This is a genomic window from Agromyces sp. NPDC058104 (assembly GCF_042884835.1).
Classification (GTDB): Bacteria; Actinomycetota; Actinomycetes; order Actinomycetales; family Microbacteriaceae; genus Agromyces.
The window spans coordinates 348,295-373,615 of the sequence record NZ_JBHVTD010000002.1 but is presented as its reverse complement, the minus strand read 5'-3'; the positions used below and the strand labels follow the sequence as shown (position 1 = coordinate 373,615).

20 protein-coding genes are annotated in these 25,321 nt (G+C 72.4%); 7 read left to right on the top strand and 13 right to left on the bottom strand.

Annotated features, from left to right (window positions below; translation table 11 throughout):
* Positions 1-160: 160 nt before the first annotated feature.
* On the top strand, positions 161-619 hold the full coding sequence (locus ACFVTH_RS09685; protein WP_387089777.1) for a hypothetical protein: 459 nt from the start codon (positions 161-163) through the stop codon (positions 617-619).
* On the opposite strand, the gene ACFVTH_RS09680 is transcribed toward ACFVTH_RS09685, so the two are convergent.
* The 3 genes from ACFVTH_RS09680 to ACFVTH_RS09670 are packed head-to-tail and all read right to left on the bottom strand — an operon-like array spanning position 616 to position 2,971.
* Entirely contained in the window at positions 616-1,800 is a 1,185-nt protein-coding gene (locus ACFVTH_RS09680) for an AMP-binding protein (protein WP_387089774.1), read from the bottom strand. The two genes, ACFVTH_RS09685 and ACFVTH_RS09680, sit on opposite strands and share 4 nt — an antisense overlap.
* A 43-nt stretch (positions 1,801-1,843) precedes the next feature.
* Complete coding sequence (locus ACFVTH_RS09675; RefSeq protein ID WP_386938805.1) at positions 1,844-2,761, bottom strand: 1,4-dihydroxy-2-naphthoyl-CoA synthase; 918 nt, start codon at positions 2,759-2,761, stop codon at positions 1,844-1,846.
* A 9-nt stretch (positions 2,762-2,770) separates the two neighbouring features.
* On the bottom strand, positions 2,771-2,971 hold the full coding sequence (locus ACFVTH_RS09670) for a hypothetical protein (protein ID WP_387089770.1): 201 nt from the start codon (positions 2,969-2,971) through the stop codon (positions 2,771-2,773).
* A gap of 59 nt (positions 2,972-3,030) precedes the next feature.
* On the opposite strand from ACFVTH_RS09670, the gene ACFVTH_RS09665 reads away from it, so the two are divergent.
* Positions 3,031-4,038 carry an o-succinylbenzoate synthase gene (locus ACFVTH_RS09665; protein WP_387089767.1) on the top strand — a complete coding sequence of 336 codons (1,008 nt, stop codon included), beginning with the start codon at positions 3,031-3,033 and terminating at the stop codon, positions 4,036-4,038.
* Positions 4,039-4,068: 30 nt separating this feature from the next.
* Here ACFVTH_RS09665 and ACFVTH_RS09660 read toward each other — a convergent pair whose 3' ends face one another.
* Together ACFVTH_RS09660 and ACFVTH_RS09655 are read right to left on the bottom strand one after the other, a co-directional pair.
* Positions 4,069-4,344, bottom strand: a complete 276-nt coding sequence (locus tag ACFVTH_RS09660; protein ID WP_387089764.1) for a hypothetical protein — start codon at positions 4,342-4,344, stop codon at positions 4,069-4,071.
* A gap of 44 nt (positions 4,345-4,388) precedes the next feature.
* Positions 4,389-4,751, bottom strand: a complete 363-nt coding sequence (locus tag ACFVTH_RS09655; RefSeq protein ID WP_387089761.1) for a MerR family transcriptional regulator — start codon at positions 4,749-4,751, stop codon at positions 4,389-4,391.
* A 57-nt stretch (positions 4,752-4,808) separates the two neighbouring features.
* Here ACFVTH_RS09655 and ACFVTH_RS09650 point away from each other — a divergent pair, with 57 nt between their 5' ends.
* Complete coding sequence (locus tag ACFVTH_RS09650) at positions 4,809-6,023, top strand: MFS transporter (RefSeq protein ID WP_387089758.1); 1,215 nt, start codon at positions 4,809-4,811, stop codon at positions 6,021-6,023.
* 170 nt (positions 6,024-6,193) lie between these two features.
* Positions 6,194-6,619, top strand: coding sequence for a hypothetical protein (locus ACFVTH_RS09645; RefSeq protein WP_387089755.1), 426 nt, complete (start codon positions 6,194-6,196; stop codon positions 6,617-6,619).
* Positions 6,620-6,804: 185 nt separating this feature from the next.
* Here the strand turns inward: ACFVTH_RS09645 and pulA are convergent, their stop codons facing one another.
* From pulA to ACFVTH_RS09605, 8 genes are all read right to left on the bottom strand, one after another.
* Entirely contained in the window at positions 6,805-12,897 is a 6,093-nt protein-coding gene (gene pulA / locus ACFVTH_RS09640; RefSeq protein WP_387089752.1) for a pullulanase-type alpha-1,6-glucosidase, read from the bottom strand.
* Between the two features lie 177 nt (positions 12,898-13,074).
* Positions 13,075-13,308: a hypothetical protein gene (locus ACFVTH_RS09635; protein WP_387089749.1), complete on the bottom strand. Its 234-nt coding sequence runs from the start codon at positions 13,306-13,308 to the stop codon at positions 13,075-13,077.
* A gap of 117 nt (positions 13,309-13,425) precedes the next feature.
* Positions 13,426-16,008, bottom strand: a complete 2,583-nt coding sequence (locus ACFVTH_RS09630) for an ATP-binding protein (RefSeq protein ID WP_387089746.1) — start codon at positions 16,006-16,008, stop codon at positions 13,426-13,428.
* A 329-nt stretch (positions 16,009-16,337) separates the two neighbouring features.
* Positions 16,338-17,369, bottom strand: a complete 1,032-nt coding sequence (gene ccsB, locus ACFVTH_RS09625) for a c-type cytochrome biogenesis protein CcsB (protein ID WP_387091836.1) — start codon at positions 17,367-17,369, stop codon at positions 16,338-16,340.
* 80 nt (positions 17,370-17,449) lie between these two features.
* Positions 17,450-19,144 (bottom strand): cytochrome c biogenesis protein ResB, encoded by a 1,695-nt coding sequence (locus ACFVTH_RS09620; protein ID WP_387089743.1) that lies wholly within the window; start codon positions 19,142-19,144, stop codon positions 17,450-17,452.
* Positions 19,128-19,883: a cytochrome c biogenesis CcdA family protein gene (locus ACFVTH_RS09615; RefSeq protein WP_386938827.1), complete on the bottom strand. Its 756-nt coding sequence runs from the start codon at positions 19,881-19,883 to the stop codon at positions 19,128-19,130. Before ACFVTH_RS09615 ends, ACFVTH_RS09620 begins: the two co-directional genes overlap by 17 nt.
* 1 nt (position 19,884) lies before the next feature.
* Entirely contained in the window at positions 19,885-20,478 is a 594-nt protein-coding gene (locus tag ACFVTH_RS09610; protein WP_387089739.1) for a TlpA family protein disulfide reductase, read from the bottom strand.
* On the bottom strand, positions 20,475-21,140 hold the full coding sequence (locus tag ACFVTH_RS09605; RefSeq protein WP_387089736.1) for a histidine phosphatase family protein: 666 nt from the start codon (positions 21,138-21,140) through the stop codon (positions 20,475-20,477). The genes ACFVTH_RS09610 and ACFVTH_RS09605 overlap by 4 nt, the downstream gene beginning before the upstream one ends.
* Before the next feature lie 91 nt (positions 21,141-21,231).
* On the opposite strand from ACFVTH_RS09605, the gene aspS reads away from it, so the two are divergent.
* From aspS to ACFVTH_RS09590, 3 genes are read left to right on the top strand one after another with little or no spacing between them, the layout of a single operon-like run.
* The gene (aspS, locus tag ACFVTH_RS09600; RefSeq protein ID WP_387089733.1) at positions 21,232-22,581 is read left to right on the top strand and encodes an aspartate--tRNA(Asn) ligase; all 1,350 of its coding nucleotides are present in this window, start codon (positions 21,232-21,234) and stop codon (positions 22,579-22,581) included.
* A gap of 54 nt (positions 22,582-22,635) precedes the next feature.
* The gene (locus ACFVTH_RS09595; protein WP_387089730.1) at positions 22,636-24,348 is read left to right on the top strand and encodes a SulP family inorganic anion transporter; all 1,713 of its coding nucleotides are present in this window, start codon (positions 22,636-22,638) and stop codon (positions 24,346-24,348) included.
* Between the two features lie 9 nt (positions 24,349-24,357).
* Positions 24,358-25,284, top strand: coding sequence for a formylglycine-generating enzyme family protein (locus ACFVTH_RS09590; RefSeq protein ID WP_387089727.1), 927 nt, complete (start codon positions 24,358-24,360; stop codon positions 25,282-25,284).
* Positions 25,285-25,321: the final 37 nt, after the last annotated feature.

Sequence of the window (25,321 nt, the reverse complement as noted above, 5' to 3'; positions counted from 1 at the left end):
TTGATCGCCTCAGCGCCGAGACACCGCTGCGCCGGGCGGGAGTATCTCCCCGCAGAAACACTCTGCGACTCTGCTCCACCACCGTTTCTCCGAAGAGACTCCCCCGCCCGACGAGGAACGGTGGTGGCGCAACGTCGCGCGACGCGACCGGAGGAACGGCTTGCCCGACGTCTCGATCAAGGTGGACGCCGACACCCATCGCGCGTTGACCGACCTCGCCTACCTGCTCGACACCACGAAGAAGGCGGTTATCGCCGACGCGATCGCCGGCCTCACCGCGGCGTACGGCGCCGTTGTTCGCGCGCCCGGCAAGGTGACCTTCGACGAGCTCTCGCTCATGGACCGTCTCGCGCTGCGACGACCTGCGCTCCTGCGCACCTTCGCCGAACGGGACGCGACCGACGCCCGCCTCATGCACCGCGACGACGGCGATCCCGATGCGCCGATCCGGCTCCTGGTGACCACCGATCTGGCCCGCGGCGGCGGCGAGGCGTTCGAGCTCGAGCGCCTCGCACGCATCCTGCTGCGCGGACCGGTCGAGGTCGAGTCGGCGACTCGTCTGCGGCTCTTCGACAAGCCGGCCCTTCGGCGGGCGATCGCGAACTCCGCACCGCTCTAGCCGAGCGGCCCGGGCGGACTCGCGGCGATCGCGGCGAGCGCCCGGCGGTCGGGCTTGCCCGAGGCGAGGGTGGGCCAGGGGTCGGCGACCACGAGCCGCACCGGCCGGGCGGCCGGGCCGAGGCCCGCGGCATCCGTCGTCTCGCGAAGACCCCGCAGCGCGGAGGCCGCATCGCCGACGGGCGCGGCGACCACGACCGCGGCGCGCTCGCCCCACTCGGGGTCGGGCACGGCGACGACGACGGCCGCGTCGAAGCCCTCGAGGCGGCGCACCGCGCGCTCGACCTCGCCGAGCACCACCTTCACCCCGCCCGAGATCATGACGTCGTCGGCGCGACCTCGCACCCGCAGCCGCCCGGTGGCGTCGTCGAGCTCGCCGAGGTCGCCCGTGCGGTACCAGCGCGTTCCGCGCTCGGCGACGAACGCCGCGGCGGTGCGCTCGGGGTCGTCGAGGTAGCCGTCGGCGAGACTCGAGCCACTGAGCTCGATGCGCCCGTCGACGAAGCGGATGCGGGTGTCGCCGATCGGCACCCCGTCGTAGACGCAGCCGCCCGCGGTCTCGCTCGAGCCGTAGGTGCGCACGACGCGCACGCCCGCGGCCTCGGCGCGCTCGGCGAGCACCGGTGCGAGCGCCTGCCCGCCGACGAGCACCGCGTCGAACGAGCGCAGCGCGGCGCCGACGAAGGCATCGCGCTCGGCCGCGTCGAGCAGCCGCGCCAGCTGCGTCGGCACGAGCGAAGTGTAGTGGGGCACGTGGTCGTGCATGCGGGCGGATGCCTCGGCGAACGCCGCCGCGTCGAAGGCGCCGGCCGGCAGCGCCACGGTCTCGGTGCCGGCGACGAGCCCCCGCACGATCACCTGGGCCCCGGCGATGTAGTGACCCGGCAGCGCGAGCAGCCACTGCCCCGCGCTGCCGAGGGCGTCGTGCGTCGCATCGGCGCTCGCGACGAGCGCGTCGGCCGAGAGCAGCACCCGCTTCGGGGCGTCGGTCGAGCCGCTCGTCTCGACGACGAGCGCGATCCGGTCGTCGACCTCGGAGCCGACCCGCGCCGAGGCCGCCGCCGCTGCGCTCCCGTCGCCCGCCTCGGGCACCGGCCAGACGGCCGGCCCGCCGTCGAGCGCGGCGGCGAGCGCACGGGTGAGCTCCGTGGCATCCGCCTGAACCCTGATGAGCGGTTTCACCGGCGGCACCGACACCGGCTCTGCCGGTTCGCCGTAACCGGCATCAGAAGTGCCACGGGTAGGGGCCCCAGTCGGGGTCGCGCTTCTCGAGGAACGCGTCGCGGCCCTCGACCGCCTCGTCGGTGCCGTAGGCGAGGCGCGTCGCCTCGCCCGCGAACACCTGCTGCCCGACCATGCCGTCGTCGACCGCGTTGAACGCGAACTTCAGCATGCGGATCGCGGTCGGCGACTTGGTGAGGATGGTGCGCGCCATCGCGATCGCCTCGCGCTCGAGCTCGGCGTGCGGCACGACGCGGTTCACCGCGCCCATCTCGTAAGCGCGGTCGGCCGAGTACTCCTCGGCCAGGAAGAACACCTCGCGGGCGAACTTCTGCCCGATCTGGCGGGCGAAGTAGGCCGAGCCGTAGCCGGCGTCGAACGAGCCGACGTCGGCGTCGGTCTGCTTGAAGCGACCGTGCTCGCGGCTCGCGATCGTCAGGTCGCAGACGACGTGCAGCGAGTGCCCGCCCCCGGCCGCCCATCCGGGGACGACCGCGATGACGACCTTCGGCATGAAGCGGATCAGCCGCTGCACCTCGAGGATGTGCAGGCGGCCGACCGCCGCCTGCCCCTCGCCCGAGACGACGGCCGTCTCGGCGTCGGAGTACTTGTAGCCGTCGCGTCCGCGGATGCGCTGGTCGCCGCCGGAGCAGAACGCCCAGCCGCCGTCCTTCGCGCTCGGGCCGTTGCCCGTGAGCAGCACGACGCCGATGCGCGGATTCGTGCGCGCGTCCTCGAGGGCGCGGTAGAGCTCGTCGACCGTGTGCGGGCGGAACGCGTTGCGCACCTCGGGCCGGTCGAACGCGATGCGGGCGATGCGCCCGTCGATCGAGTGGTGATAGGTGATGTCGGTGAACGACGCACCCGCGGGAGCCGCGGCCCACTCGCTCGGATCGAACAGTTCGGAGACCTCGGCACTCATGCCCCAAGCCTATTCGGCGTGGCTCCCGAGCAGGCCGGCCACGACGGGGACGACGGCGGTCACGCCGACGAGCAGGGCCCACACGATGGGGATTCCCGCGGCGATCACGAGGAGGATGCCGCCCACCCCGATCGCGACGTTGCGGCCCGTCGACTCGGCCTCGACCTCGCTCGCCGTGAGCCCCAACTCGTCGATTCCCGCCCCAGTCATCCCTCCACCCTAGGCGCGCGCCCTCCCCGCGGCGAGCGCCGCGGTGCGAGACTGGGCCCATGACGCCCGCCGCCCTGCCCGAGCCGAGCGAACTGCTCGCCACCGCCCGCGTCGTCGCGCTGCCGCTCGTCACCCGCTTCCGCGGCATCGAGGTGCGCGAGGCGATGCTCTTCGAGGGCCCGCAGGGCTGGACCGAGTTCTCGCCCTTCGCCGAGTACGACGACGACGAGGCCTCCGCCTGGCTGGCCGCCGCGATCGACTTCGGCTGGAACGCTCCGCCCGCCGCGCTGCGCGACCGCATCCCCGTGAACGCGACCGTGCCCGCCGTCGACCCCGACAGCGTCGCCGCCGTGCTCGCGCGCTTCCCGGGCTGCCGCACGGCGAAGGTGAAGGTCGCCGGCTCCGACCAGACCCTCGCGCAGGACGTCGCACGGGTGCGCGCCGTGCGCGACGCCCTCGGCCCCGAGGGCCGCGTGCGCCTCGACGCCAACGGCGGCTGGAACATCGACGAGGCCGAGCACGCCATCCACGCCCTCGCCCCGTTCGACCTCGAGTACGTCGAGCAGCCGTGCGCCACGGTCGAGGAGCTCGCCGAGATCCGCCGTCGCACGAAGTACATGGGCATCCCGATCGCGGCCGACGAGAGCGTTCGCCGCGCCGACGACCCGCTCGCCGTCGCCGAGGCGGGCGCCGCCGACCTGCTCGTCATCAAGGCGCAGCCGCTCGGCGGCATCCGACGCGCGCTCGGCATCGTCGCGGAAGCCGGCCTGCCCGTCGTCGTGTCCAGCGCGCTGGACACGAGCGTCGGCCTCGCGATGGGTGCGCACCTCGCGGCCGCGGTGCCGTCGCTCGAGTTCGACTGCGGGCTCGGCACGGCCTCGCTGCTCGCGGCGGATGTCACGCGCGCACCGCTCGTGCCGGAGGGCGGGTCGATCGGGGTGCACCGGGTGCTGCCCGACCCCGAGCTGCTCGAGCGCTACGCCGCTCCCCCCGAGCGGGTCGACTGGTGGATCGAGCGGCTCGGCCGCTGCCACGCGGTACTCTCGGCCGCCGCTCAGGTCGAGTAGCGAGCGCCGCGAGGTCCCGAGCCGATCAGCTCAGACGGCCGTCCCGTCCTCCGACGAGACGAGTGCGTCGATCGCGGCGAAGAAGGCCGCGATCCCCTCGCGGTTCGCGCCCTTCGCCCGGGACGCGGCGAGGTCCTCCGCCCGCTCCCACTCGACGAGGTCGAGCCATTCGTCATCGGCGAGACGCACGAGTCGGGCCCCGACGAACCCGGTGCGGTCGTCGCGGAAGTCGGCCAGCATCGCGGGGCGGGCGGCCAGGAGCGCCGTCGCATCGCTCGCCCTGAATCTCGTGACTTCGACGATCACGTCGTTTCCCTTCGTTCGATGGAGCGGGTCGGGGTCGCGCCGGCTCACCCCGTGATGACGGCCCGGTCGAGGTACGCCGTGATCGCGTCGCGGTTCTTGGCGAGGCATCCGATGCGCTCGTCGAGCTGGGCCCGACGCGCCGCGAGCGACTCTGCGAGCGCCTGCTGGATGACGGGGGTCTCGGGGTCGGTGACGCTCGCGAGGCAGGGAAGCAGGTCGAGGATCACCGCGGTCGGGATGCCCGCGTCGATGAGGTCGCGCACGCGACCGACCCGCTCGACGACACCTTCGGCGTAGTCGCGATACCCGTTCGCCTCGCGCTGCGAGGAGATGAGGCCCTGCGCCTCGTAGTAGCGCAGCAGGCGTGTCGAGACGCCCGTGCGCGACGCGAGTTCACCGATGCGCATGGCCCTCCTGCCGTCGACTTGACCTTAACACTAGTGTCAAGGTTCGACACTGTCGACATGGCTTCTCCGATCACCGCGCCCACCACCGCCGTCGCCGCCGCCTCGGCCGCGACCTCCTCCACGGCCCGGCTGCCGCTCAACGGGCTGCTCGCCCTCGCCTCGATCGTGTTCGTCGGCGTCGTCACCGAGATCCTGCCGGCGGGGCTCCTACCGCAGATGAGCGCAGACCTCGGCGTCTCCGAAGCGCAGGTCGGATGGCTCGTGGCCGCGTACGCCGTGACCACCGCGGTCACCGCGATCCCGCTCACCGCGCTGACCCGGAGCGTGCCCCGCAAGCGGCTCCTGCTCTCGCTCGTGGTCGGCTTCGGGCTCGTCAGCGGGATCACCGCCATCGCCGGCGACTACACGACGATCCTCGTGGCGCGCACGGTCGGCGGCATGCTCGCGGGCCTGCTCTGGGCGATCGCGGCGGGCTACGCCATGCGCATGGCCCGGCCCGAGCACTCGGGCCGGGCCCTCTCGATCGCGATGGTCGGCACGCCGCTCGCGTTCGCCTTCGGGCTGCCGATCGCGACGACGCTCGGTTCGCTGCTCGGCTGGCGCGCGGCGTTCGCGGTACTCGCGGGGCTCGCGATCGTGCTCGCGGTGTGGGCGGCGCTCGCGCTGCCCGCGTTCCCCGGCGAGCGCGCGGGGTCTCGACCCGGGCTCGGCACGGTGCTGCGTCTGCCGGGCCTCGCTGCGGTGCTCGCCACGACCGCGGCCTTCGTGCTCGCGCACAACGTCGCGTACACGTACATCGCGCCGCTCGTCGTACCGTCGGGGCTCGACGAGCACCTCGACCTCGTGCTGCTCGTGTTCGGCGTGTTCGCCGTCGCCGGCGTGCTGGTCTCGGGAGCGCTCGTCGATCGACACCTCCGTGCGATGGTGCTGATCGCCGCGGCGGCGCTCGGCGCCGCCATGCTCGCACTCGGCCTCTTCGCCGTGCAACCCGTGATCGTCTTCGCCGCGGTCGCGCTCTGGGGCGTCGCGTACGGCGGCGCCCCGACCCTGCTGCAAGCGGCGCCCGCGCGCATCGCGGGCAGCGCCGCCGACGTCGCCCAGTCGATGGTCGTCGCCACCTGGAACGGCTCGATCGCCGCCGGGGCGTTCGTCGGCGGAATCGTGCTCGAGGCGACCGGCGTCTCGGCCCTGCCGTGGGTCGCGCTCGCGCTCGTCGTCGTGGCGGCGCTCATCGCGTCGACGTCGCGGGCGGCGTTCGCCCGGCTCGCCTGAGCTGGGCGAAGGCCGCCCGAGTGCTCCTCCCCCGCACTGGGGGTCGGCGCGCGGGGCCTCGGCGCCCCACGTCAGGGCGAGCACGGATGCCGCACCCGCGCGACCGCGCGACGGTGGGGTTCGTGCGCGCCGCCCGGGCGCGCGCCTCGTACCCACCCGAAGGGAACCACATGTCCAAGCGGACCTGGACCAACATCACCGCGGGCGTCGCGCTCGCAGCGGCGGGCGTGCTCGCCACCGGCGCCGGCGCCTACGCGCACGAGTGCTTCAACCCGAACCGCTCCGAGCAGGGCAACGCCGGGGCATCGAACTCGCAGTCGTGGTTCACCGTGCACGTCGAGGAGCTCACCTTCGGCCTCCCCGCGGAGGACGCGGAGTGCGTGCTCGACGCCTACGCCGAGACCGGCGCGCCGAGCTCGTTCACGATCAAGGTGAAGGGCGCGAACGGGCAGGACGGCACGCTCGGCTCGAACAACCCGAACCGCGACGTCAAGGCCGCCGACGGCAAGGGCATCGACGAGATCTTCGCCGCGCACGGGGACGACATCGTCTCCAGCTTCACGACGTGCGGCGTCGAGCTCCCGTTCCCGGTCTGACGATCGGCCCGGTCCCGGCGAACGCCGACGAGCCGGGTGCTCTGCCCGCAGCACTCCGACACTGACCCGCCCGGCGACTCAGTGTCGGAGTGCGCCGACCGGCCGTCGCCGGCCCGGATCGTCGCGGACGGTCGCGCACCCTCTCGGGGAACGACCGTCCGCGACGATCGAGTGCCGGTGCGGAACTACCAGAGCACGATCGGGACCGGCACCGTCTGCGTGTCGGCGTAGCCCTCGTCGCCGGTGAACACGGCGTGCACGAGGTGCACGCCGCGGCCGAGCTTCGGCAGCTTCAGGTTCACGCGGCCCTTGTCCTTCGCGGCCAGTGAGACCTCGGCGAGCTTCGTGCCGCCCTCGTAGACGGCGAAGGCGCCCGTCGGGGTCGAGCCGTCGAGCGCGACGACCTTCGCGACGTACTTCACGGCCGAGCCCGCCTTCGCGAGGAGCTTGTCGGGCGCACCGAGGGCGAGGGTCGCGACCGCGGGCGGCGGCTGCTCGTCGACCAGCACGGCGACGCTGCGGGCCGGCACCGTGACGGTTCCCGTCGAGGCATCCCAGGCGGTCTGCTTCACGACGGGGTCCGCGCCCGACGCCTGGGCCTCGGCGAGCGCGAAGTCGCGGCCGGCGAGCCCGGCGACGGTCTCGCTGACCGCCGAGGGCGAGGCGTTGAACACGACCAGCGCACCGTCGAGCTCGGGGTCGACGTCGTCGCCCACGAGGTCGTCGACCTGCATGACGATCACGCCCGGCGTCGCGTCGGGTCCGCTGTTCGGGAAGGTGACCTTCTGGTCGATGAGCTCGGCCGAGCCGAGCTGCAGCAGATCGACCGACGAGCGCACCCGCAGCAGGTCGAGGGCGGATGCCTCGGCCGCCGCGATGTCGGCCGCGGTCGGCTTCAGCGCGGGGTCGGCGAGGAGCGGCGCCATGACCGGCCACTTCGCCCCGTTGTCGGCCTCGCCCGGCAGCCCCGAGCCGAAGGTCGACTCCTGGCCCGTCCAATCGACCCGGTTGAACCAGTCGCCCGAGTTGTAGCTGTTGCGGTCGAGCGACTTCGACCGCAGCAGCTCGGTGCCGGCGTGCCAGAACGAGGGCGACTGCGACAGCGTGACCGTCGCGAGCGACAGCGTGTTCATGCGCACGCGGTCGGCCATCGAGGTGCCCTGCGGCAGCTTGAACACCGAGAGGTCGTAGAGCGTCTCGTTGTCGTGCGCGTCGACGTAGTTGATCACCTCGTCGGGCTGGTCGGCGTAGCCGGCCGGGGAACCCCGGTAGTCGAGCTGGTCGCCGCGCACGGTCGCGCCCGTGGCGTCCGTCAGTTCGTACCCGCGGAGGTTGCCCGCGAGGCCGAGCTTCACGAGGTCGGTCTGGTGCGCGAGGTCGGCGAGCTGGTCGGCCTGCGTCGGCGTGCCGGGCCGGCCGTTCGGGTCGGTGCCGAGGCCCGTGCCGAAGCCCTGCTGGAACGTCGACGAGGCATCCACCGGGCTGCCGCCGTGCACGGCGTCGCGCAGCCGGTCGTTGAAGGTGCCGATGCCCGTGCCGCCGAGCTGGCCCTGCGTGGCCTGCTCGAACAGGGCGTTGTTCGCGACCTCGCCGAAGTTCCAGCCCTCGCCGTAGAGGTAGACGGCCTTGCCGTCGACCCCGTCGGCCTCGAGGGTGAGCTCGTCGAGCGCGGCGCGCACGGCGAGCATGTTCTCCTTCGAGTGGTGTCCCATCAGGTCGAAGCGGAACCCGTCGACCTTGTACTCCTTCGCCCACAGCACGACCGAGTCGACCATGAGCTGCTGCGCGACCTCGTGCTCGGTCGCCACGTTCTGGCAGCACGTCGAGGTCTCGACGGCGCCGACCGCGTTGAGCCGCTGGTAGTAGCCCGGCACGATGCGGTCGAGCACCGACTTCTGCCCCTGGCCCGCCTCGGCGGTGTGGTTGTACACCTCGTCGAGCACGACCTGCAGGCCGTCGGCGTGCAGCGCGCCCACCATCTCGCGGAACTCGGCGACGCGCGCACCGCCGTCGGGGTCGACGGCGTACGAGCCCTCGGGCGCCTGGTAGTGGAACGGGTCGTAGCCCCAGTTGAAGCCGTCGAGGTCGCGGATCTTCGCGAGGCACGCCTGCTGCTCGGCCGAAGCCGGGCCGAAGCTCGCGAGGTCGCAGTCGGGCACGGCCAGCTTCGCGCGCTCCTCCTCGACGGTCGCGAGGTCGAAGGTCGGCAGCAGGTGCACGGTGTTGATGCCCGCCGCGGCGAGCTCGCGCAGCTGCTTCGTTCCCGCCGAGTCGCGCGTGAACGCCCGGTAGGTGCCGCGCTCGGCCTCGGGCACGGTCTCGTCGCTGATCGAGAAGTCGCGCACGTGCAGCTCGTAGATCGCGCGGTCGACGGGGCGCTCGACCACGGGGGCGGGCGTCTCCGCCCACTGCTCGGGGGCGAGGGCCGGGTCGTCGAGGTCGACGACGACCGTGCGCGCCGAATTCGTCGTGAGGGCCACGGAGTACGGGTCGGTGACCGAGTTGCGCTCGATCTTCCCGGTCGACGGGGCGTACACCTCGACCGACCAGCGAACCTCGTCGCCCGCGACGAGGCCGTCGACCGACCAGGTGCCGCTCGCGTCGTCGCGCGCCGCGGCGAGACGCTCGGGGTCGCCGGCCGCGCCGGCGCTCCAGCGCTCGAGCGCGACGTCGCGGGCGGTGGGCGCCCACAGGGTGACGGTCGCCTCGTCGCCGTTCCAGTCGGTTCCGAGCGGCGCGGATGCCACGGCGTCGGCGTAGAGCTCGTCGAGCACGCCGGGCAGCTGCACGCCGGTAAAGGCCGTGAGCTCGCCGTCGCCCGATCCGCCCGTGCGCTGCGCGACCGCGAGCTGCTCGGTGAGCAGCGCCGCGACCTCGGCGCGGTCGGCGTCGACGACGCGCAGTGCGAGGGAGCCCTCGAGCGCCGGGAACTTCTCGAGCTGCGCGTCGGAGAGGCCGGCCGGGTCGAGTTCGAGCTCGACGGCGTCGCCGCCGCCCGTGACCTCGCCGTCGGTCACCCCGAGGCCCGCGTCGGGCGCGTGCTCGAGCGACCACGCGGCATCCTCGGCCTTCGCGCCGCCGAGCAGCGCGGCGGGCCAGGCGATCGTCTGCTCGTCGACCCAGTGCGCCTGCGACTGCCCGCTGCCCGCGAGCGGCGGGTCGGTCACGACGATCTCGAGCACGTGCGTCGCGAGCGTGTAGCGGAACTCGACGAGCTTGCCGCCGGTCGCCGTGAACGTGTAGTTCGCTCCGCCGGGGGCGCCGCCGACGCCGTAGTTCTCGCTCCAGTCGAGGCCGTGCGCGACCTTCACCTCGTACGCCCCGTCGGGGATCTCCGAGGTCGAGAAGGTGTACACGCCGTCCTTGTCGCCGTCCTGCATGAGCGAGGCGAGGCAGTCGGGCGCCCAGTCGCCGGCGCAGCCGATCTCCTGCTGGAAGCTGCCGGGCAGCGTCACGACCGGACCCTCGGCCGACGAGGAGACGACCTTCGTGACGGGGTTCCAGTAGAACGTCACCGGCTTCGAGCCGTCGGTCGAGTAGGTGATGTTGCCGCCGTTCTGCTCGCCGTTCGCGCCGTAGTTGACGTCCCAGCTGCCGTTGAGCGCGACCTTGTACTCGTAGTCGCCCGCGGGCACGTCGAAGGTGCCGGCGTAGATGCCGTCGGCGCGCAGCGTGAGCTTCGCCGCCTCGCAGCCGGGCGTCCAGTCGCCCGCGCAGCCCATCTCGCTGTTGTGCGAGCCGGGCACCGTGACGAGGTCGATCGGCTGCTCGGGCTCCCCGCCGCCCTCGGCGAGGTTCACGGCGTTGCCGACGGACGCGTAGCTCGACACCGCCGAGCGATGGCCCGCGGCGTCGGTCGAGACGGCGCGGTACTCGAGGAGCGTGCCCTTCGCGAGGCCCGCCGTGTCGTGGAAGACGCGCGGGCTCGTGTCTTCGGCCGTGCCGAGCGCGTGCCACGCGTCGTCGCCCGTCGCCCCGGCGACGCGCCAGGCGAAGCTCGTCTCCTGCCAGGTGGCGTCGTCGACGTCGGCGGCGACCGGGGTCACCCCCGTCACGCCGGCCCCGGCCGCGGGCACCGAGATCGAGATGGCGCCGGCCGCGTCGGGTGCGCTCACCTCGCGGTCGGCGCGCAGCACGACGGTGCCGAGCGCCGGAACGGTGATCGAGGCCACGCCGTCGGCGTCGGCGGTGACGGCTGCACCGCCGGCGCCGCCCTCGTAGAGCACCTCGAACGAGGCGCCCTTCGTGAGCGTCGGCACCTCGACGGTACGGGCCTCGGCGGCGTTGTTCGCGGCGACCAGGTACTCGACCTGCTCGGCGCGGTCGACCCGGCTGAACGCGTACACGCCCGCGCCGTTGTCGACGTAGCGCTCGATCTGCGCGCCGGTCGCGAGCGCCGGGTGCGCCTGGCGCAGCGCCGAGAGTGCGGCGATGTGCTCGTAGAGCGGGGCATCCGTGCCGAAGCGGTCGACGCTGCCGGCCTGCTCGCCCGTGACGAGCTCCTGGTCCTGGTACTCGGTCACCTGGCTCGCGAAGAGCGACTGCCGGGCGTCCTTGTCGCCGCCGGTGCCGGCGAAGCCCTGCTCGTCGCCGTAGTAGACGACGGGCTGGCCACGGGTGAGGAAGAGCAGCTCGTGGGCGAGCTCGTCGCGCTCGAGCGGGGCGCCCGTCGACTGCAGGAAGTAGCCGACGCGGCCCATGTCGTGGTTGCCGAGGAAGGTCGGCAGCGCCGTCGCCGAGGAGTCGGGCGTCGTGTAGTAGTCGTCGCCCGCGAAGAGCGACTGGAGGTTCTTCGCCGAGTTGCCGGCGGCGAAGCTCACCGCCTGCGACTGGAAGGTGAAGTCGAGCACCGAGTTCATGTCGGTCTTGCGCACGTAGGGGCTGAGCTTGGCCGGGTCGGCGTCGTAGACCTCGCCGAACATGAAGAAGTCCTCCTTGCCGGCCTCGTGCGCGTAGTCGAGCACCTCGGTCGCCCACTGCTCCCAGAACTCGAAGTTCACGTGCTTGGCGGTGTCGATGCGGAAGCCGTCGATGCCGAGGTCGACCCACTGCTGGTACACGTCGACGAAGCCGTTCACGACGGTCGGGTGCTCGGTCATGAGGTCGTCGAGGCCGACGAAGTCGCCGTACGTGACCGACTCGCCCTCCCACGTCGAGTCGCCGCGGTTGTGGTACAGCGTCGGGTCGTTGAGCCAGGCCGGCATCTTGAGGTCGGCGTCGGCGGGGGCGATCGTCGGCGTGTACGGGAAGCTCGTCGCCGCGTCGAGCGCCGGGAAGTCAGCGGATGCCTCGGCGCCGGCGTACTTCGCCGGGTCGAACGCGGTGCCGTCGGCGGTGAGGTACGGGCTCGTCTTCTGGTCGACGTAGGCGTACTGCTGCTCCTCGTAGTCGATGACGTCGGCGGTGTGGTTCGTGATGATGTCGAAGTACACCTTGATGTCGCGATCGTGCGCGTCGTCGATGAGCGCCTCGAGCTCGGCGTTCGTGCCGAGGTGCGGGTCGATCTGGGTGAAGTCGGTGACCCAATAGCCGTGGTAGCCGGCGCTCGCGTTCGCGCCCTCGCCCTGCACGGGGCGGTTCTTGAAGCTCGGCGTGAGCCAGATCGCGGTCGTGCCGAGCCCCTCGATGTAGTCGAGCTGCTCGCGGAGGCCCGCGAGGTCGCCGCCCTGGTAGAAGCCCTTGTCGGCGGGATCGAAGCCGGTCGCGAGGCGGTCGCCGGTGAGCCCGCCCTCGTCGTTCGAGGGGTCGCCGTTCGCGAAGCGGTCGGTCATCACGAAGTAGAAGGTCTCGTCGCTGCCGGGCTGGCGCACCGGCTCGGCGACGAGCGCCGCATCGGATGCCTCGTCGTAGCCGCCGGCCATCGCGCCGGCGGTGAGCTCGAGGCCGACCTTCCTGAGGGTGTCGTCGAAGACGACCCGCACCCGGGTGTCGCCGGCGACGGTCAGCGGGATGTTGTCTCCCCCGCCGTTCAGCCCGTACGCCTCGTCCCACGAGTCGTTCACGGCGACCTTGTACTGCCACGCCCCCTCGGGAACCGTGAACTCGGCCGCGTAGACGCCCGCGGTCGCCGTCGGCTCGAGCTCGGTCTCGGCGCAGGCGGGCGCCCAGTCCTCGGCGCAGCCGAGCTCGGTCTGCAGGTCGCCGACGAGCGCGAAGCTGCGCTCCTCGGCCGCCGCAGCGGCGAGCCCGAGACCGGGTGCGAAGCTCAGCGCCGTCACGGCGAGCCCCCCGGTCACTGCGGCGGCGAGCCACCTGCGTACGAGTGAGCGTTGCGTCATCTTCGACTCCCGATTCCCGGCACGACTCCGTGCCACCGACACTGCTCGCGAACGTAGCAGCGCGGGCTCGGTTAATGCAAGCGTTTGCAGTCTCGATGATCAATGATGACGTGCGATCGTGATCGACGGACGGGATGGAAGTGCAATCGCTGTCACTCCTGGCTTCGGGTGTCGCCGTCAGAGCAGCCGGGCGAACGCCCCGGTGCGGAACTGCTCCTCGCGCAGTCGACGCGCCTCGTGGCGCAGCCGGTGGAGCCGGGCCTGCTCCTCGCGGTCGAGAGCCTGCGCCGCGCCACGGCTCAGCACGGTGCGGGTCGCTTCGGCGAACCGGCGGGTCAGCCGGCCGAGCAGCGTCGAGCGTGGGGTCGGGCGGAGCGTCGTGGTGACGGATCCGGCGAGTGCGGTGTTCATGATGGTCCCCTGTCGGTGACGGTTCCCGCCTCCGCGGGCCGTGATTCCATCCCACCGCGGGGCGCCCTCCGGCGAATCGGCGGCCGCTACCGAGATCGGCGGCCCGCACTACCGAGATCAGTCGGCCAGCAGCTCGCGCTCGTCGGCGATGCGCACGGCGTCCTGCCGCGAGGCGACCCCGAGCTTCGCGAGCACGGCGGCGACGTGGCTGTCGACCGTGCGCACCGAGACGACGAGCCGCTCGGCGATCTCGGCGTTCGTGAGCCCCTCGGCGAGCAGCCGCAGCACGTCGAGCTGCCGGTCGGTGAGGCCCTCGGGATTGCGACGGGTGACGCTCGACGGCCCGCGGGGAACGCTGCGGACGCCGCGGTCGCGGAGCTCGGCCCTGACCCGGCGGGCCAGCGGTGCGGCCCCGATGCGGTCGAGGATCGCGAGCGCCTCCACCAGGTCGGCCGGGTCGGGGCTCTCGGCGAGCGCGGATGCCTCGTGGTAGGGCGCGCCGGCCTCGCGCCACGCCTCGGCCGCGCCGCGCCAGTCGCCGCGGGCCTGCATCGAGAACGGATGCGGGTCGTCGCCCGCCACCTCGACCTCGCCGCCTGCGCGCCGCAGCAGGTACGCCAGTTCGGCGCGCAGCGCCCGCGCCTCGCGGCGATCGGCCTCGTCGAACTCGACTCGCGCGATGGCGCGCGCGGCCTCGAGGTCGCCGCGCAGCAGCGCCGCCTCGGCCCGGGCGGCCGCCACCGGTCCCCGGCGCTGCAGTTCGCCGAGCTCGACGGCGAGGCGGTGGGCGTCGTCGAGGATCTCGTCGGCCCCGTCGTCGCCCCGCCGCGCCGCGACCGTGCCCGCGACGGTGAGCGCGACGCAGCGGGCGTGCGGCATGCCGGGCGGCGACTCGACGAGCGCGAGCGCGTCGTCCCAGCGGGCCCGGGCCAGGTCGAGCCGGGCCTGCTCCATGCGCTGGTAGGTCGCGAAGCCGATGAACTCCGAACGCTCGGTCAGCTCGAGCGCGCGCGAGAGGTGCCGCTCGGCTTCCGCGAGCCGGTACTGGTCGAGGAGCGCCCAGACGAGGTTCACGAACGCACGAGCGGCGTCTTCGATGTCGTCGATCGACAGTCCGGCCTCGGCGGCTTCGAGCAGCTCGTCGACGCCCTCCTCGCGGCCGATGAACAGCAGACCGGTGCCGTGGTTGTTGAGCGCGTGCGAGAGCACGCGGCGATCGCCGGTCTCGCGCGAGATGGCGATCGCCCCGGCGGCGAGGTCGAGCGCCCTCCGGGTGTCGTGGGCGAGCAGCGCGAGCTGCGCCTCGTTGCTCAGCGCCATCGCATGGAGGCTCGGATCGCCCGCATCCGCGAGCACCGCCGATGCCTCGCGGGCCGCGGCTTCGGCGTCGGCGCGGTGGCCGTCGAACCAGTCGAAACGCGAGAGCCAGCGCAGGCTCGCGCCGAGCCGGCGGGCGTCGCCCAGCTCGCGACGCATGGCGACGGTGCGTCGCTGGGCGTCGACCGCCGCACTCGCCGCCCCGATCGTGTACGACTCGATGGCGAACTCCTCGGTCAGCTCGACCAGTTCGGCCGCCGCATACCGGTCGGGGTGGGCGAGCGCCGCCGCGTAGTGCGCGGCCGCCTGCCGATGCGCGCCGGATGCCGCGGCATCTCGCGCGGCGCGCGGCGCCCACTCGACGATCGAGTCGACGTCGCCCGCGGCACCGGCGTGGTGCACGAGTCGCGCGGGGTCGGCTGCGCCCGACTCGAGCAGTGCGGCGAGCACCGCGCGCTCGAGCTCGATGCGGCGCGAAGCCGGCAGACCGTCCACGACCGCCCGCCGGGTCAGCTCGTGGCGGAACCGCACGCCCTCGGGGCGCACGTCGAGCAGGCCGCCCTCCTCCGCCGCGCGCAGCGCGCCCGCCGAGCCCGGGACGAGCCGTGCGAGCAGCTTCGCGTCGACAGCCGAGGGCACGACCGCCAGCTGCTCGACGTGCTCCTGCGTCTGCGCGTCGAGCCGCCGCAGGCGGCCCGTGACGGCGTCGACGACGGTCTGCGGCACGCCCGACTCGTCGGCCGAGGCGATGACCTCGCGCACGAAGTACGGGTTGCCTCCGGTCGTCGCGAACACCCGCTCGGCGTCGAGGCCGCTGCCGGCGATGAGCGCGCCGACGGCGTCGGAGCTGAGGCGGTCGGGGGCGAGCCGTCCGACCCGGTCGCCGTGGCCGAGGTCGCCGAGCAGTCGCCCGAGCGGATGGTCCCGCTCGAACTCGTCGCGGTAGGTGACGACGAGGGCCGCCGGCAGCTCGTCGATGCGGCGTGCGAGGAACCGCAGCGCGTCGAGCGTGGCCTCGTCGGCCCAGTGCGCGTCCTCGACGACGAGCACCGTCCCCGTCCCGTCCGAGAGCTCGTCGCGGAGCGCCGCGAAGATCTCCTCGCGCTCTCCGGCACGCAGGGCCTCGCCGAGCCGGGGGCCGACCGACGACTCGAGGTCCCGGAGCGGCCCCAGGGGGCGCGGCGTCGACATCGCGTCGCACGATCCGAGCAGCACCCGAACTCCGGCAGGCGGGTCCGCCCGCAGCGCGTTCACGAGCGTGCTCTTGCCGATGCCCGCCTCGCCGTGCAGCAGCACCACGCGCCCGCGGCCCATCGACGCGTCGTTCGCCGCGACGCGCAACTCGTCGAGCTCGCGATCCCGCTCGAGCAGATCCCCGCCCATGCAGCGATCGTGCCCGCCGCACGCCGGTGCCGCAACCCTCGCGCGCACGGGCCGCACGAGCGCACACTCGGCCGCTCACGCAACTGCCCCGTGCTCCGTGCCCCGTGCCCCGTGCTCCGTGCTCCGTGCTCCGCCGGGGAGGGTCGAGTCCGCGTCGCTACGTCACTGAGTCGCTCCCGGCATCACCGGCACCCGACCCCGCCACACCCGACTACGTCACTGAGTCGCCCCCGGCATCAGCGATGCCAGGAGCGACTCAGTGACGTAGTCCGCGAGAGTGACTCCCCCCGGGAGCAGATCCTGCGCAGCCGAGCGCGTCGAACCCCGGCTCAGAGACCCGAGTAGGCGTGCAGGCCCTTGAAGAAGAGGTTCACCACGGTGAAGTTGAAGAGCACCGTCGAGAAGCCGATGATCGCGAGCCAGGCCGAGCGCGAGCCGCGCCAGCCGCGCGTCGCACGCGCGTGGATGTACCCGGCGTAGACCACCCAGATGATGAAGGTCCACACCTCCTTGGTGTCCCAGCCCCAGTAGCGGCCCCAGGCCTTCTCGGCCCAGATCGCGCCCGCCATCAGCGTGAAGGTCCACATGATGAAGCCGATGATGTTGACCCGGTAGGCGAGGTTCTCGAGCGAGACCGCGTCGGGCAGGGTCGCGAGGAAGCTCGCCTTCACGGCCTTCGCCGAGGCGATCATCGCCTCGCGGCGGGCCTGCATGAGCTGCACGACCGAGAGCGCGAAGCCGAGCGCGAAGAAGCCGACCGAGGCGCTCGCGACGAAGACGTGGATCACGAGCCAGATCGACTGGAGCGCTGGCGGCAGCGGAACGGGGCTCACGTAGAAGTTGATCGTCGCGATGCCGAGGAGCACGAGCACGAGGCCCGTGACGAAGGTGCCGAGGAACCGCAGGTCCTGCTTCGCGACGAGGAGCACGACGAGGAACACCGTCGTGATGATGAGCGTGCCGGTGAGGGCGAACTCGTACATGTTGGCCCACGGCACGCGGCCCGCGGCGAGGCCGCGCAGCACCGTGCCCGAGAGATGCAGCAGCCAGGCGAGCACCGTCATCGCGACGCCCACGCGCAGCGCGGGCGAACGCCCGTAGGCGAGGGATGCCCCGGCGCCCGGGCCGCCCGCGGCGCCGAGCTTGATCTTCGCCGGGCGCGCGGGGCCCGCGTCCGCACCGCCCTCGGCGGCGCCGGCCGCCGCACTCGCCTTCGCCGCTGCCGCGGCCTGGAGCACCCCGACCGGCTCGGGCGTCTCCGCCGTCAGCTCGGTCGAGGCATCCGCCGCGGCCGTGGCCGCTGCCGAGCGCCTGGCGAGGTCGATCGAGAACGCGATGAACGCGATCGCGTACACGACCATGGCCGAGTACACGCAGAGGATGGAGATCTCGTCGAGCTGCACCGTTCTACCTTACGTCGAATGCGGGGTTGGTCTGGGGGTTACTTCGCGTCGCCGGCATCGGCGTCGCCGGCGGCGGGCGCCGGTCCGGCGTGCTTGTCGGCGAACGCGGCCACGGCGTCCTCGAGCGTCGGGTCCTCGCCGCGGGCCAGGCCGGCGTACTCGAGCACGACTCGGCCGTCGGGCTTCGCGATCGCCTTCACCCACAGGCGGCGGCGCGGCACGAAGAGCGAGACGAGCAGTCCGCCGAGGATGAGCGCCGCGAAGACCAGCACCCAGATCTGCGTCGGGTCGTGGTGGATGTCGAAGCTCGCGAAGCGCGGAACGCTGTTCGAGTAGTCGCCCTCGGCGGCGTCGGGGTCGGCGTTCTCGAACGTGACCGTGCCGAGCCCGTTCGGCAGCTCGGTCGTCTCGCCCGGCATGAGCTCGATCGAGTCGACGCCGGTGTCGCCGCCCGTGAGCTGCTCCATCGTCGACGGGTCGAGCGTGTACACCGAGGTGGGCTTGCCCTCGTTGATGCCGAGGTCGCCCTGGTACACGTTGAGCGTCAGCACAGGGTAGACGAGGTCGGGGTAGGTCGAGGCGTAGGCGCCCGTGTCGAGCGTCTCCTGCGTCGGGTAGAAGAAGCCGACCATGCCGAGCTGCTCGTCCATGCCGTCGGGCACCTTCACCACGCCGATCGAGGTGAGGTTCGCGTCCTGCGGGAGGAACGGCACCGAGTCGGTGAAGACGATGTCACCGTCGGCGTTGCGGACCGTGATCGTCGGGGCGTAGCCGTTGCCGAGCAGGTAGACATCGGTGCCGTGGGTGTAGAGCGGCTCGTTCACCTTGACCGTGCGCTCGACCGGCTCCTCGCCCTTGCCCTCGACGGTCACGTGCGCCGTGAAGTCGATGGGCTGGCCGAAGGCCTTGCGATTCTCGGTCTCGTAGACCGCGTCGAGCTCCTCGAGCGAGAGCGAGTACGGCTGCAGCCGGGTGTCGTCGAAGAAGCGCCCCGGGTTGAACGAGTCGAAGGCGGCGAGCGTGTTGACGAAGCTCTGGCCCTCGACGATCACCCGCTGGCCCGAGAATCCGAATCCGCCGCCGAAGCCGACCGCGACGAGCACGCCGAGCAGCGCCGTGTGGAACACGAGGTTGCCGGTCTCGCGCAGGTAGCCGCGCTCGGCCGAGACCGAGAGCACGCCGCGCTGCTCGTACCGCTCGACGCGGTACCCCGCCTGGCGCAGCTGGGTCGCTGCGGCGTCGATCGCCGTCTCGGCGTCGATGCCCTCGGGCGCAGTGCGCTCGGTGTAGCCCGCGAGCCGCGCGAGACGGGCAGGGGTGCGCGGCGGCCGGGCGCGCAGCGCCTCGAAGTGGTGCTTCGTGCGCGGGATGATGCAGCCGATGAGCGACACGAACAGCAGCAGGTACACCGCCGAGAACCACGCCGAGGTGTAGACGTCGAACATCTGGAAGCCGTCGAGAATCGGCGCCAGCGTCGGGTTGTCCTCGAAGTACTGGGTGACGCCGTTGGGGTCGCTCGAGCGCTGCGGCACGAGCGAGCCGGGCACGGCCGCGATCGCGAGCAGCAGGAGCAGCAGCAGCGCGGTGCGCATGCTCGTCAGCTGCCGCCACGCGAAGCGCAGCCAGCCGACGAATCCCAGCTTGGGCTGGTTGACGGAGGTCTCGGCGGGCTCGGCCGAGTCGATGTGGTCGGCCGGGCGCGAGGGCGCACCGGGGTCAGATCGGGAGGTCAAAGCCCGTGATCACCGCCTGCAGTTCGTACATCCAGATGGACCAGATCCCCGACACCATCAGCACGCCGATGACGATGAGCAGCGCGCCGCCCACCAGATTCACGACGCGGATGTGCTTGCGGAGGAAGGCGAGGGAACCCGTCACCCAGCCGAAGCCGGCCGCGACGAGGAGGAAGGGGATGCCGAGGCCGATGCAGTAGACGAGGCCGAGCAGCACGCCCCGCCACGCCGAGGCCGAGTCGGCGCTGAGCGTGAGCACGACCGCGAGGGTCGGGCCGATGCACGGGGTCCAGCCGATGCCGAACACGACGCCGAGCAGCGGCGCCCCTGCGAGGCCGGTCGCGGGCCGCCAGCTCGGCTTGAACGTGCGCTGCATGAAGCTGAACTGGCCCACGAAGACGAGCCCCATGACGATGAGTAGTACGCCCGCGACGCGGATGATGACGTCGGTGTACTGCATGAGCCACGCGCCTGCCACCCCGGCGACGAGGTTGAAGGCGACGAACACGACCGTGAACCCGGCGACGAAGAGCAGCACCCCGAGGAGCAGCCGGCGACGGTTGCGGCGCTCCTCCGCGGCGTCGGCCGAGGCATCCGTGAACCCGCCGAGGAAGCCGAGGTACCCGGGCACGAGCGGCAGCACGCACGGCGAGAGGAACGAGATGAGGCCCGCCGCGAGTGCGATCGGCACCGCCGCGAGCAGCTGCCCGCTGAGCACGACCTCGCCGACGCCGCCCACGCTACGCCTGCTCGGCGAGAAGGTCGTCGATGATCGACGACAGGATCGAGGCCTCTTCGAGCTGGCCGAGCACGCGGGCCGCGACGCGCCCCTCCTGGTCGAGCACGATGGTCGTCGGCACGGCCGCGGGCGGCACGCGCCCGGCGAAGGCGAGCTGCACCTCGCCCTCGTTCACGTCGAGGATCGAGGGGTAGGTGACGCCGTAGTCGCTCTCGAAGGATGCCGCGGTGCCGGCCTGGTCGCGCACGTTGACGCCGACGAAGCTCACCTCGTCGGGGTCGACCTCGGAATACACGTCCTCGAGGATGGGCGCCTCGACGCGGCACGGGGCGCAGCCCGCGTACCAGAAGTTGACGACCTGCACCTGCCCCGAGGCATCCGCGGAGTCGTAGTCGCCGCCCTCGACGGTCTCGCCCGCGAACTCGATCGGCTCGCCCCGCTCGCCCGCGGGGTAGACCGAGATCGTGCCGTCGCCCGCGATGTAGTTCTTGCCGCTGCCCTCGCGGAACTGGTCGGCGAGCGGGTCGTTCGCGCACCCCGCGAGGGTGAGCATCGAGGCCACGGCGAGCGCCGCGACGAGTGCCTTCTTCTTCACACCGCTCCTACGTCGGTCGCCTGTGCGGCGAGCCCCGCCGCGGGATCCGTGTAGCCGACCTCGACGAAGCGGTGGCCGGCTGCGCTGCCGGCGACGCCCTGCATCTCGAGGGTCGTGATGCTCGACAGCGCGCAGCGACGTCGCCGCGGGTCGTGCGAGAGCCGCTCGCCTGCGAGGTGGCGGTGGACCATCCAGATCGGGAGCTGGTGGCTGACGATGACGACATCGCCACCGTCGGCCGCGTTCCACGCGTCCTGGATGGCGGCCATCATGCGGGCGGCGATCGAGCCGAAGGGCTCGCCCCAGCTCGGCTCCCACGGGTTCACGAGCAGGCCCCAGTTGCGGATGTCGCGGAGCGCTCCGCCCGGACCGCGCATGCGCTTGCCCTCGAAGCGGTTCTCGGGCTCGATCACGCGCTCGTCGAGCGCCGGCTCGAGGCCGAAGGCCTTCGCGATGGGCTCGCCCGACTGCTGCGTGCGCTGCAGCGGCGAGGTGATGAGCGCCGAGACCGGGCGGCCGCGCACAGCGAGCTCGTCGGCCGCGGCCTTCGCCATCAGGCGGCCGAGATCGCTGAGCCCGTAGCCCGGGAGACGCCCGTAGAGCACGCCCTGGGGGTTGAACACCTCGCCATGGCGCACGAGATGGATCTGCTCGGCCGGCACGGGTTCCAGTCTAGAGAGCCGGATCCTTTGAATCCGCCGAGTATCCGGCGCGGAAAGTCGCCCGTAACCCCCGCAGGTAGGATGGACGATCGTGAACAACCGCACCCTCGTCAAGAACCTCGCCGCGCTCCCCGACGGCCCCGTCACCGTGTCCGGATGGGTCGAGACGGTTCGCGATCAGAAGAAGGTGCAGTTCGTCATCCTGCGCGATGAGACCGGGGCCGTGCAGCTCGTGAACCCCGCCACGCGCGAGCTCGACGAGGGCCAGCAGGGCGACGCCGAGGCATCCGCCCGCCTGGCGACGACCGAGGCGATCTCGGCCCTCGCCCACGGCTCGTTCATCACCGTCACGGGTGAGCTGAAGCACGACGAGCGGGTCAAGCTCGGCGGCATCGAGGTCAAGCTCGCGACGCTCGACGTCGTCACCGCGGCGAACCCCGAGACGCCCATCGCGGCCGACTCGAGCCTGGACAAGCGCATGGACTGGCGCTTCCTCGACCTGCGCCACCCGAAGCAGAACCTCATCTTCCGCATCCAGACGACGTTCCTGCACGCGCTGCGCGGCGTCTGGGTCGAGAAGGGGCTCATCGAGATCCAGACCCCGAAACTCATGGCGTCGGCCTCCGAGTCGCGCGCCGAGCTCTTCGAGGTCGACTACTTCGAGGGCAAGGCGTACCTCGCGCAGAGCCCCCAGTTCTTCAAGCAGATGGCCCAGGCCGCCGGCTTCGGCGGCATCTTCGAGGTCGGCCCGGCGTTCCGCGCCGACCCCTCGTTCACCTCGCGCCACGCGACCGAGTTCACCTCGGTCGACACCGAGATCAGCTGGATCGACTCGCACGAGGACGTCATGGACCTCCACGAGGAGCTGCTCGTCGCCGGCTTCCAGGCCGTCGTCGACAAGCACGGCGCCGAGATCCAGGAGCTCTTCGGCATCGAGCTGCAGGTGCCGAGCCGGCCGTTCCCGCGCATCCCGCTCGCCGAGGCGAAGCAGATCGTCGCCGACCACGGCTACGTCATCCCCCGCGCCGACGCCGACATGGACCCCGAGGGCGAGCGCCAGATCTCGGCGTACGTCAAGGAGACCTACGGCCACGACTTCGTGTTCCTCACCGACTACGCGTCGAGCATCCGGCCGTTCTACCACATGCGCCACGAGGGCGACCCGAGCCTCACGAACTCGTACGACCTCATCTACAACGGCGTCGAGATCTCGACGGGCGCGCAGCGCGAGCACCGCATCGACGTGCTGATCGAGCAGGCCCGCGACAAGGGCATGGACCCCGAGGAGCTCGAGTTCTACCTCGACTTCTTCCGCTACGGCGTTCCCCCGCACGGCGGCTTCGGCATGGGCCTCGCGCGCGTGCTGATGCTCATGCTCGAGGAGCACTCGATCCGCGAGACGACCTACCTCTTCCGCGGTCCGACGCGCCTGACGCCGTAAGCGGCCGGGCGGCGGCATCCCCGATAGCGTGAAGCCACGCGAAGGGGGTGCCGCATGGCTCGACGACTCACCACCACGCTCGGCCACTGGTTCCCCCGCCCCTTCGCGGGGCTGACGCGGCACAACCTGCTGCGCGAGGCGGGCGCCGGGGTGACCCTGCTCGCGATCGCCGTGCCGCTCAACATCGGCTACGCGCAGATCGTCGGACTCTCGCCCGCGGTCGGGCTCTACGCCCTCGTGCTGCCGCTCGTCGTGTGGGCGCTCACCGTCTCGTCGCGCCAGCTGGTCGCCTCGCCCGACGCCGCGGCGGCGGCCCTGATCGCCTCGTCGATCGGCGGCCTCGCGATCGCCGGCAGCGCCGACTATCTCTCGCTCGTGCTCGCCCAGACGGTGCTCTGCGGCGGGCTGTTCCTGCTCGCCGCGGTGTTCCGGCTCGGGTTCCTCGCCGACTTCCTCTCGAAGCCGATCCTCGTCGGCCTGCTCGCGGGCCTCGCGCTCGACATCCTCGTCGGCCAGGTCGCGAAGATGCTCGGGATCCCGTTGCCGGCCGGCGGCGAGTTCTTCGAGAAGCTCGTCGCCCTCGTCACGGGGCTGCCGTCGACGAACGCGTGGTCGGCGGTGATCGCGGCCGGATGCCTCGTGGTGCTGCTGCTCGGACGGCGGTTCGCCCCGACCGTGCCGTGGGCGCTCGTCGTGCTCGTGCTCGCAACGCTCGCGACGACGTGGGGCGGGCTCGCCGAGCAGGGCGTCGCGACCCTCGGGCACGTCGAGGGCGGCCTGCCGCCGCTCGCGTGGCCGGTCATCGACTGGGCCGACTGGGCGGCCGTGGCGCCGTCGGCGGTCGCGCTCTTCCTCGTCGGGGCGGGCGAGGGCCTGCTCGTGTCGCGGGCCTACGCCGACCTGCGCGGCTACCGCATCGACGCGAACCGCGACCTGTTCGCCTTCGGCCTGGCGAACGTCGCGTCGGGCACCTCCGGCAGCTTCGCGATGGGCTCGTCGACGGCGCGCACGGCCGCGCTCGACCAGGCGGGATCGCGCACGCAGTTCCCGGCGATCGTCGCCGCCGTCGGCGCCACGCTGCTGCTCATCTTCGGCACCGCCCTGCTCGAGGACGTGCCGGGCCCGGCGATCGGCGCGGTGCTCGCCGTCGCCGTGCTGTCGCTGCTCGGCATCCCCGACTTCGCGAGCCTCTGGCGGCGCGACCGTGCCGAGTTCCTCATCGCCGCGGTCTGCTTCGGCGTCACCGTGGCGTTCGGGTCGATCGCCGGCATCACGATCGCGTTCGTACTCGCGCTCGTGAACCTCGCCCGACGTGCGGCGACCCCCGACATCGACGTGCTGTCGCTCGACGAGTACGGCGCCTCGTCGGCCGAGGGCCTGCCGCCGGGCCGCACGACGGCACCCGGCGTGATCGTCGTGCGGCTCGCGGCCCCGCTCTTCTTCGCGAACGGCACGGTCTTCCAGGACGCGGTGCAGCGCGCGGTCGCATCGGCGGAGGAGCCCGTGCAGCACGTCGTCTTCGACATGGAGGCCGTGAGCGACGTCGACATCACGGGCGCCGAGGCGTTCGAGCGGCTGCGTTCGTGGCTGGTCGAGCACGGCATCGACGTGAGGTACAGCCGGCTTCGTCACGAGACGCGCGACCGCATGGAGCGTCTCGGGCTGCTGCACGGCGAGCCCGTCCACCAGAGCAACCGCGAAGCGCTCGCGGCGCTCGGCACGAGGCCCGGCCCGCCGTCGCCCGGCCCGGCCGACCCGACGCCGTAGGCTCGAGACATGGTCGACGTCACTCCGCTCATCCGTATCGAGGGCGGCACGTTCCGCATGGGCTCCGACGAGTTCTACGCCGACGAGACGCCCGTGCACGAGCGCACCGTCGGGGCGTTCGAGCTCGAACGGCACCCCGTGACGAACGCGCAGTTCGCCGCCTTCGTCGAGGCGACGGGCTACGTGACGGTCGCCGAGCGCCCCCTCGACCCCGCCGACTTCCCGGGTGCCGACCCTGCCGAACTCGTGCCGGGCGGCCTCGTCTTCACCCCGACCGCCGGGCCCGTCGACCTGCGCGACTGGCGCCAGTGGTGGCGCTGGGGCGCCGGCGCGAGCTGGCGGCATCCCTTCGGCGCCGGTGGCCCCGACGCCCTCGTCGACCGTCCCGCCCACCCGGTGGTGCAGGTCAGCTTCGAGGATGCCTCCGCCTACGCCGGATGGGCCGGCCGCCGCCTGCCCACCGAGGCCGAGCTCGAGTACGCCGCACGCGGCGGCCTCGAGGGGGCGCGCTTCGCCTGGGGCGACGAGGAGACGCCCGACGGGCAGGTCATGGTGAACCGCTGGCTGGGGCACTTCCCGTACGAGACCTCGGTCGGCTTCGCGGGCACCTCGCCCGTGATGAGCTTCCCGGCGAACAGCTACGGACTCTTCGACGTCACCGGCAACGTGTGGGAGTGGACGACCGACTACTACACCCCCCGCCACCTCGTGCCCGGCTCCGAGGCCGACGCGGTCGACGCGGGCGCCCGGCCGAACCTCCTCGCCGCGGCGTCCGCCGAGCCCGGCTCGCGTATTCCGCGGCGCGTGCTCAAGGGCGGCTCGCACCTCTGCTCGCCCGAGTACTGCCTGCGCTACCGCCCGTCGGCGCGCTCGCCGCAGGCCGACGACACCGCCACGACGCACATCGGCTTCCGCTGCGCGCGCAGCGTCGGCTGAGCCCAGCCCAGCACCAGCGCAGGCCTGGCGACGGACG

Bases quoted from the DNA above. Each gene is read 5' to 3' on its own strand.
- ACFVTH_RS09675 (WP_386938805.1), bottom strand. From the start codon at position 2,761: ATGAGTGCCGAGGTCTCCGAACTGTTCGATCCGAGCGAGTGGGCCGCG.
- ACFVTH_RS09670 (WP_387089770.1), bottom strand. From the start codon at position 2,971: ATGACTGGGGCGGGAATCGACGAGTTGGGGCTCACGGCGAGCGAGGTC.
- ACFVTH_RS09665 (WP_387089767.1), top strand. From the start codon at position 3,031: ATGACGCCCGCCGCCCTGCCCGAGCCGAGCGAACTGCTCGCCACCGCC.
- ACFVTH_RS09655 (WP_387089761.1), bottom strand. From the start codon at position 4,751: ATGCGCATCGGTGAACTCGCGTCGCGCACGGGCGTCTCGACACGCCTG.
- ACFVTH_RS09650 (WP_387089758.1), top strand. From the start codon at position 4,809: ATGGCTTCTCCGATCACCGCGCCCACCACCGCCGTCGCCGCCGCCTCG.
- ACFVTH_RS09645 (WP_387089755.1), top strand. From the start codon at position 6,194: ATGTCCAAGCGGACCTGGACCAACATCACCGCGGGCGTCGCGCTCGCA.
- pulA (WP_387089752.1), bottom strand. From the start codon at position 12,897: ATGACGCAACGCTCACTCGTACGCAGGTGGCTCGCCGCCGCAGTGACC.
- ACFVTH_RS09635 (WP_387089749.1), bottom strand. From the start codon at position 13,308: ATGAACACCGCACTCGCCGGATCCGTCACCACGACGCTCCGCCCGACC.
- ACFVTH_RS09630 (WP_387089746.1), bottom strand. From the start codon at position 16,008: ATGGGCGGGGATCTGCTCGAGCGGGATCGCGAGCTCGACGAGTTGCGC.
- ccsB (WP_387091836.1), bottom strand. From the start codon at position 17,369: ATGGTCGTGTACGCGATCGCGTTCATCGCGTTCTCGATCGACCTCGCC.
- ACFVTH_RS09595 (WP_387089730.1), top strand. From the start codon at position 22,636: ATGGCTCGACGACTCACCACCACGCTCGGCCACTGGTTCCCCCGCCCC.
- ACFVTH_RS09590 (WP_387089727.1), top strand. From the start codon at position 24,358: ATGGTCGACGTCACTCCGCTCATCCGTATCGAGGGCGGCACGTTCCGC.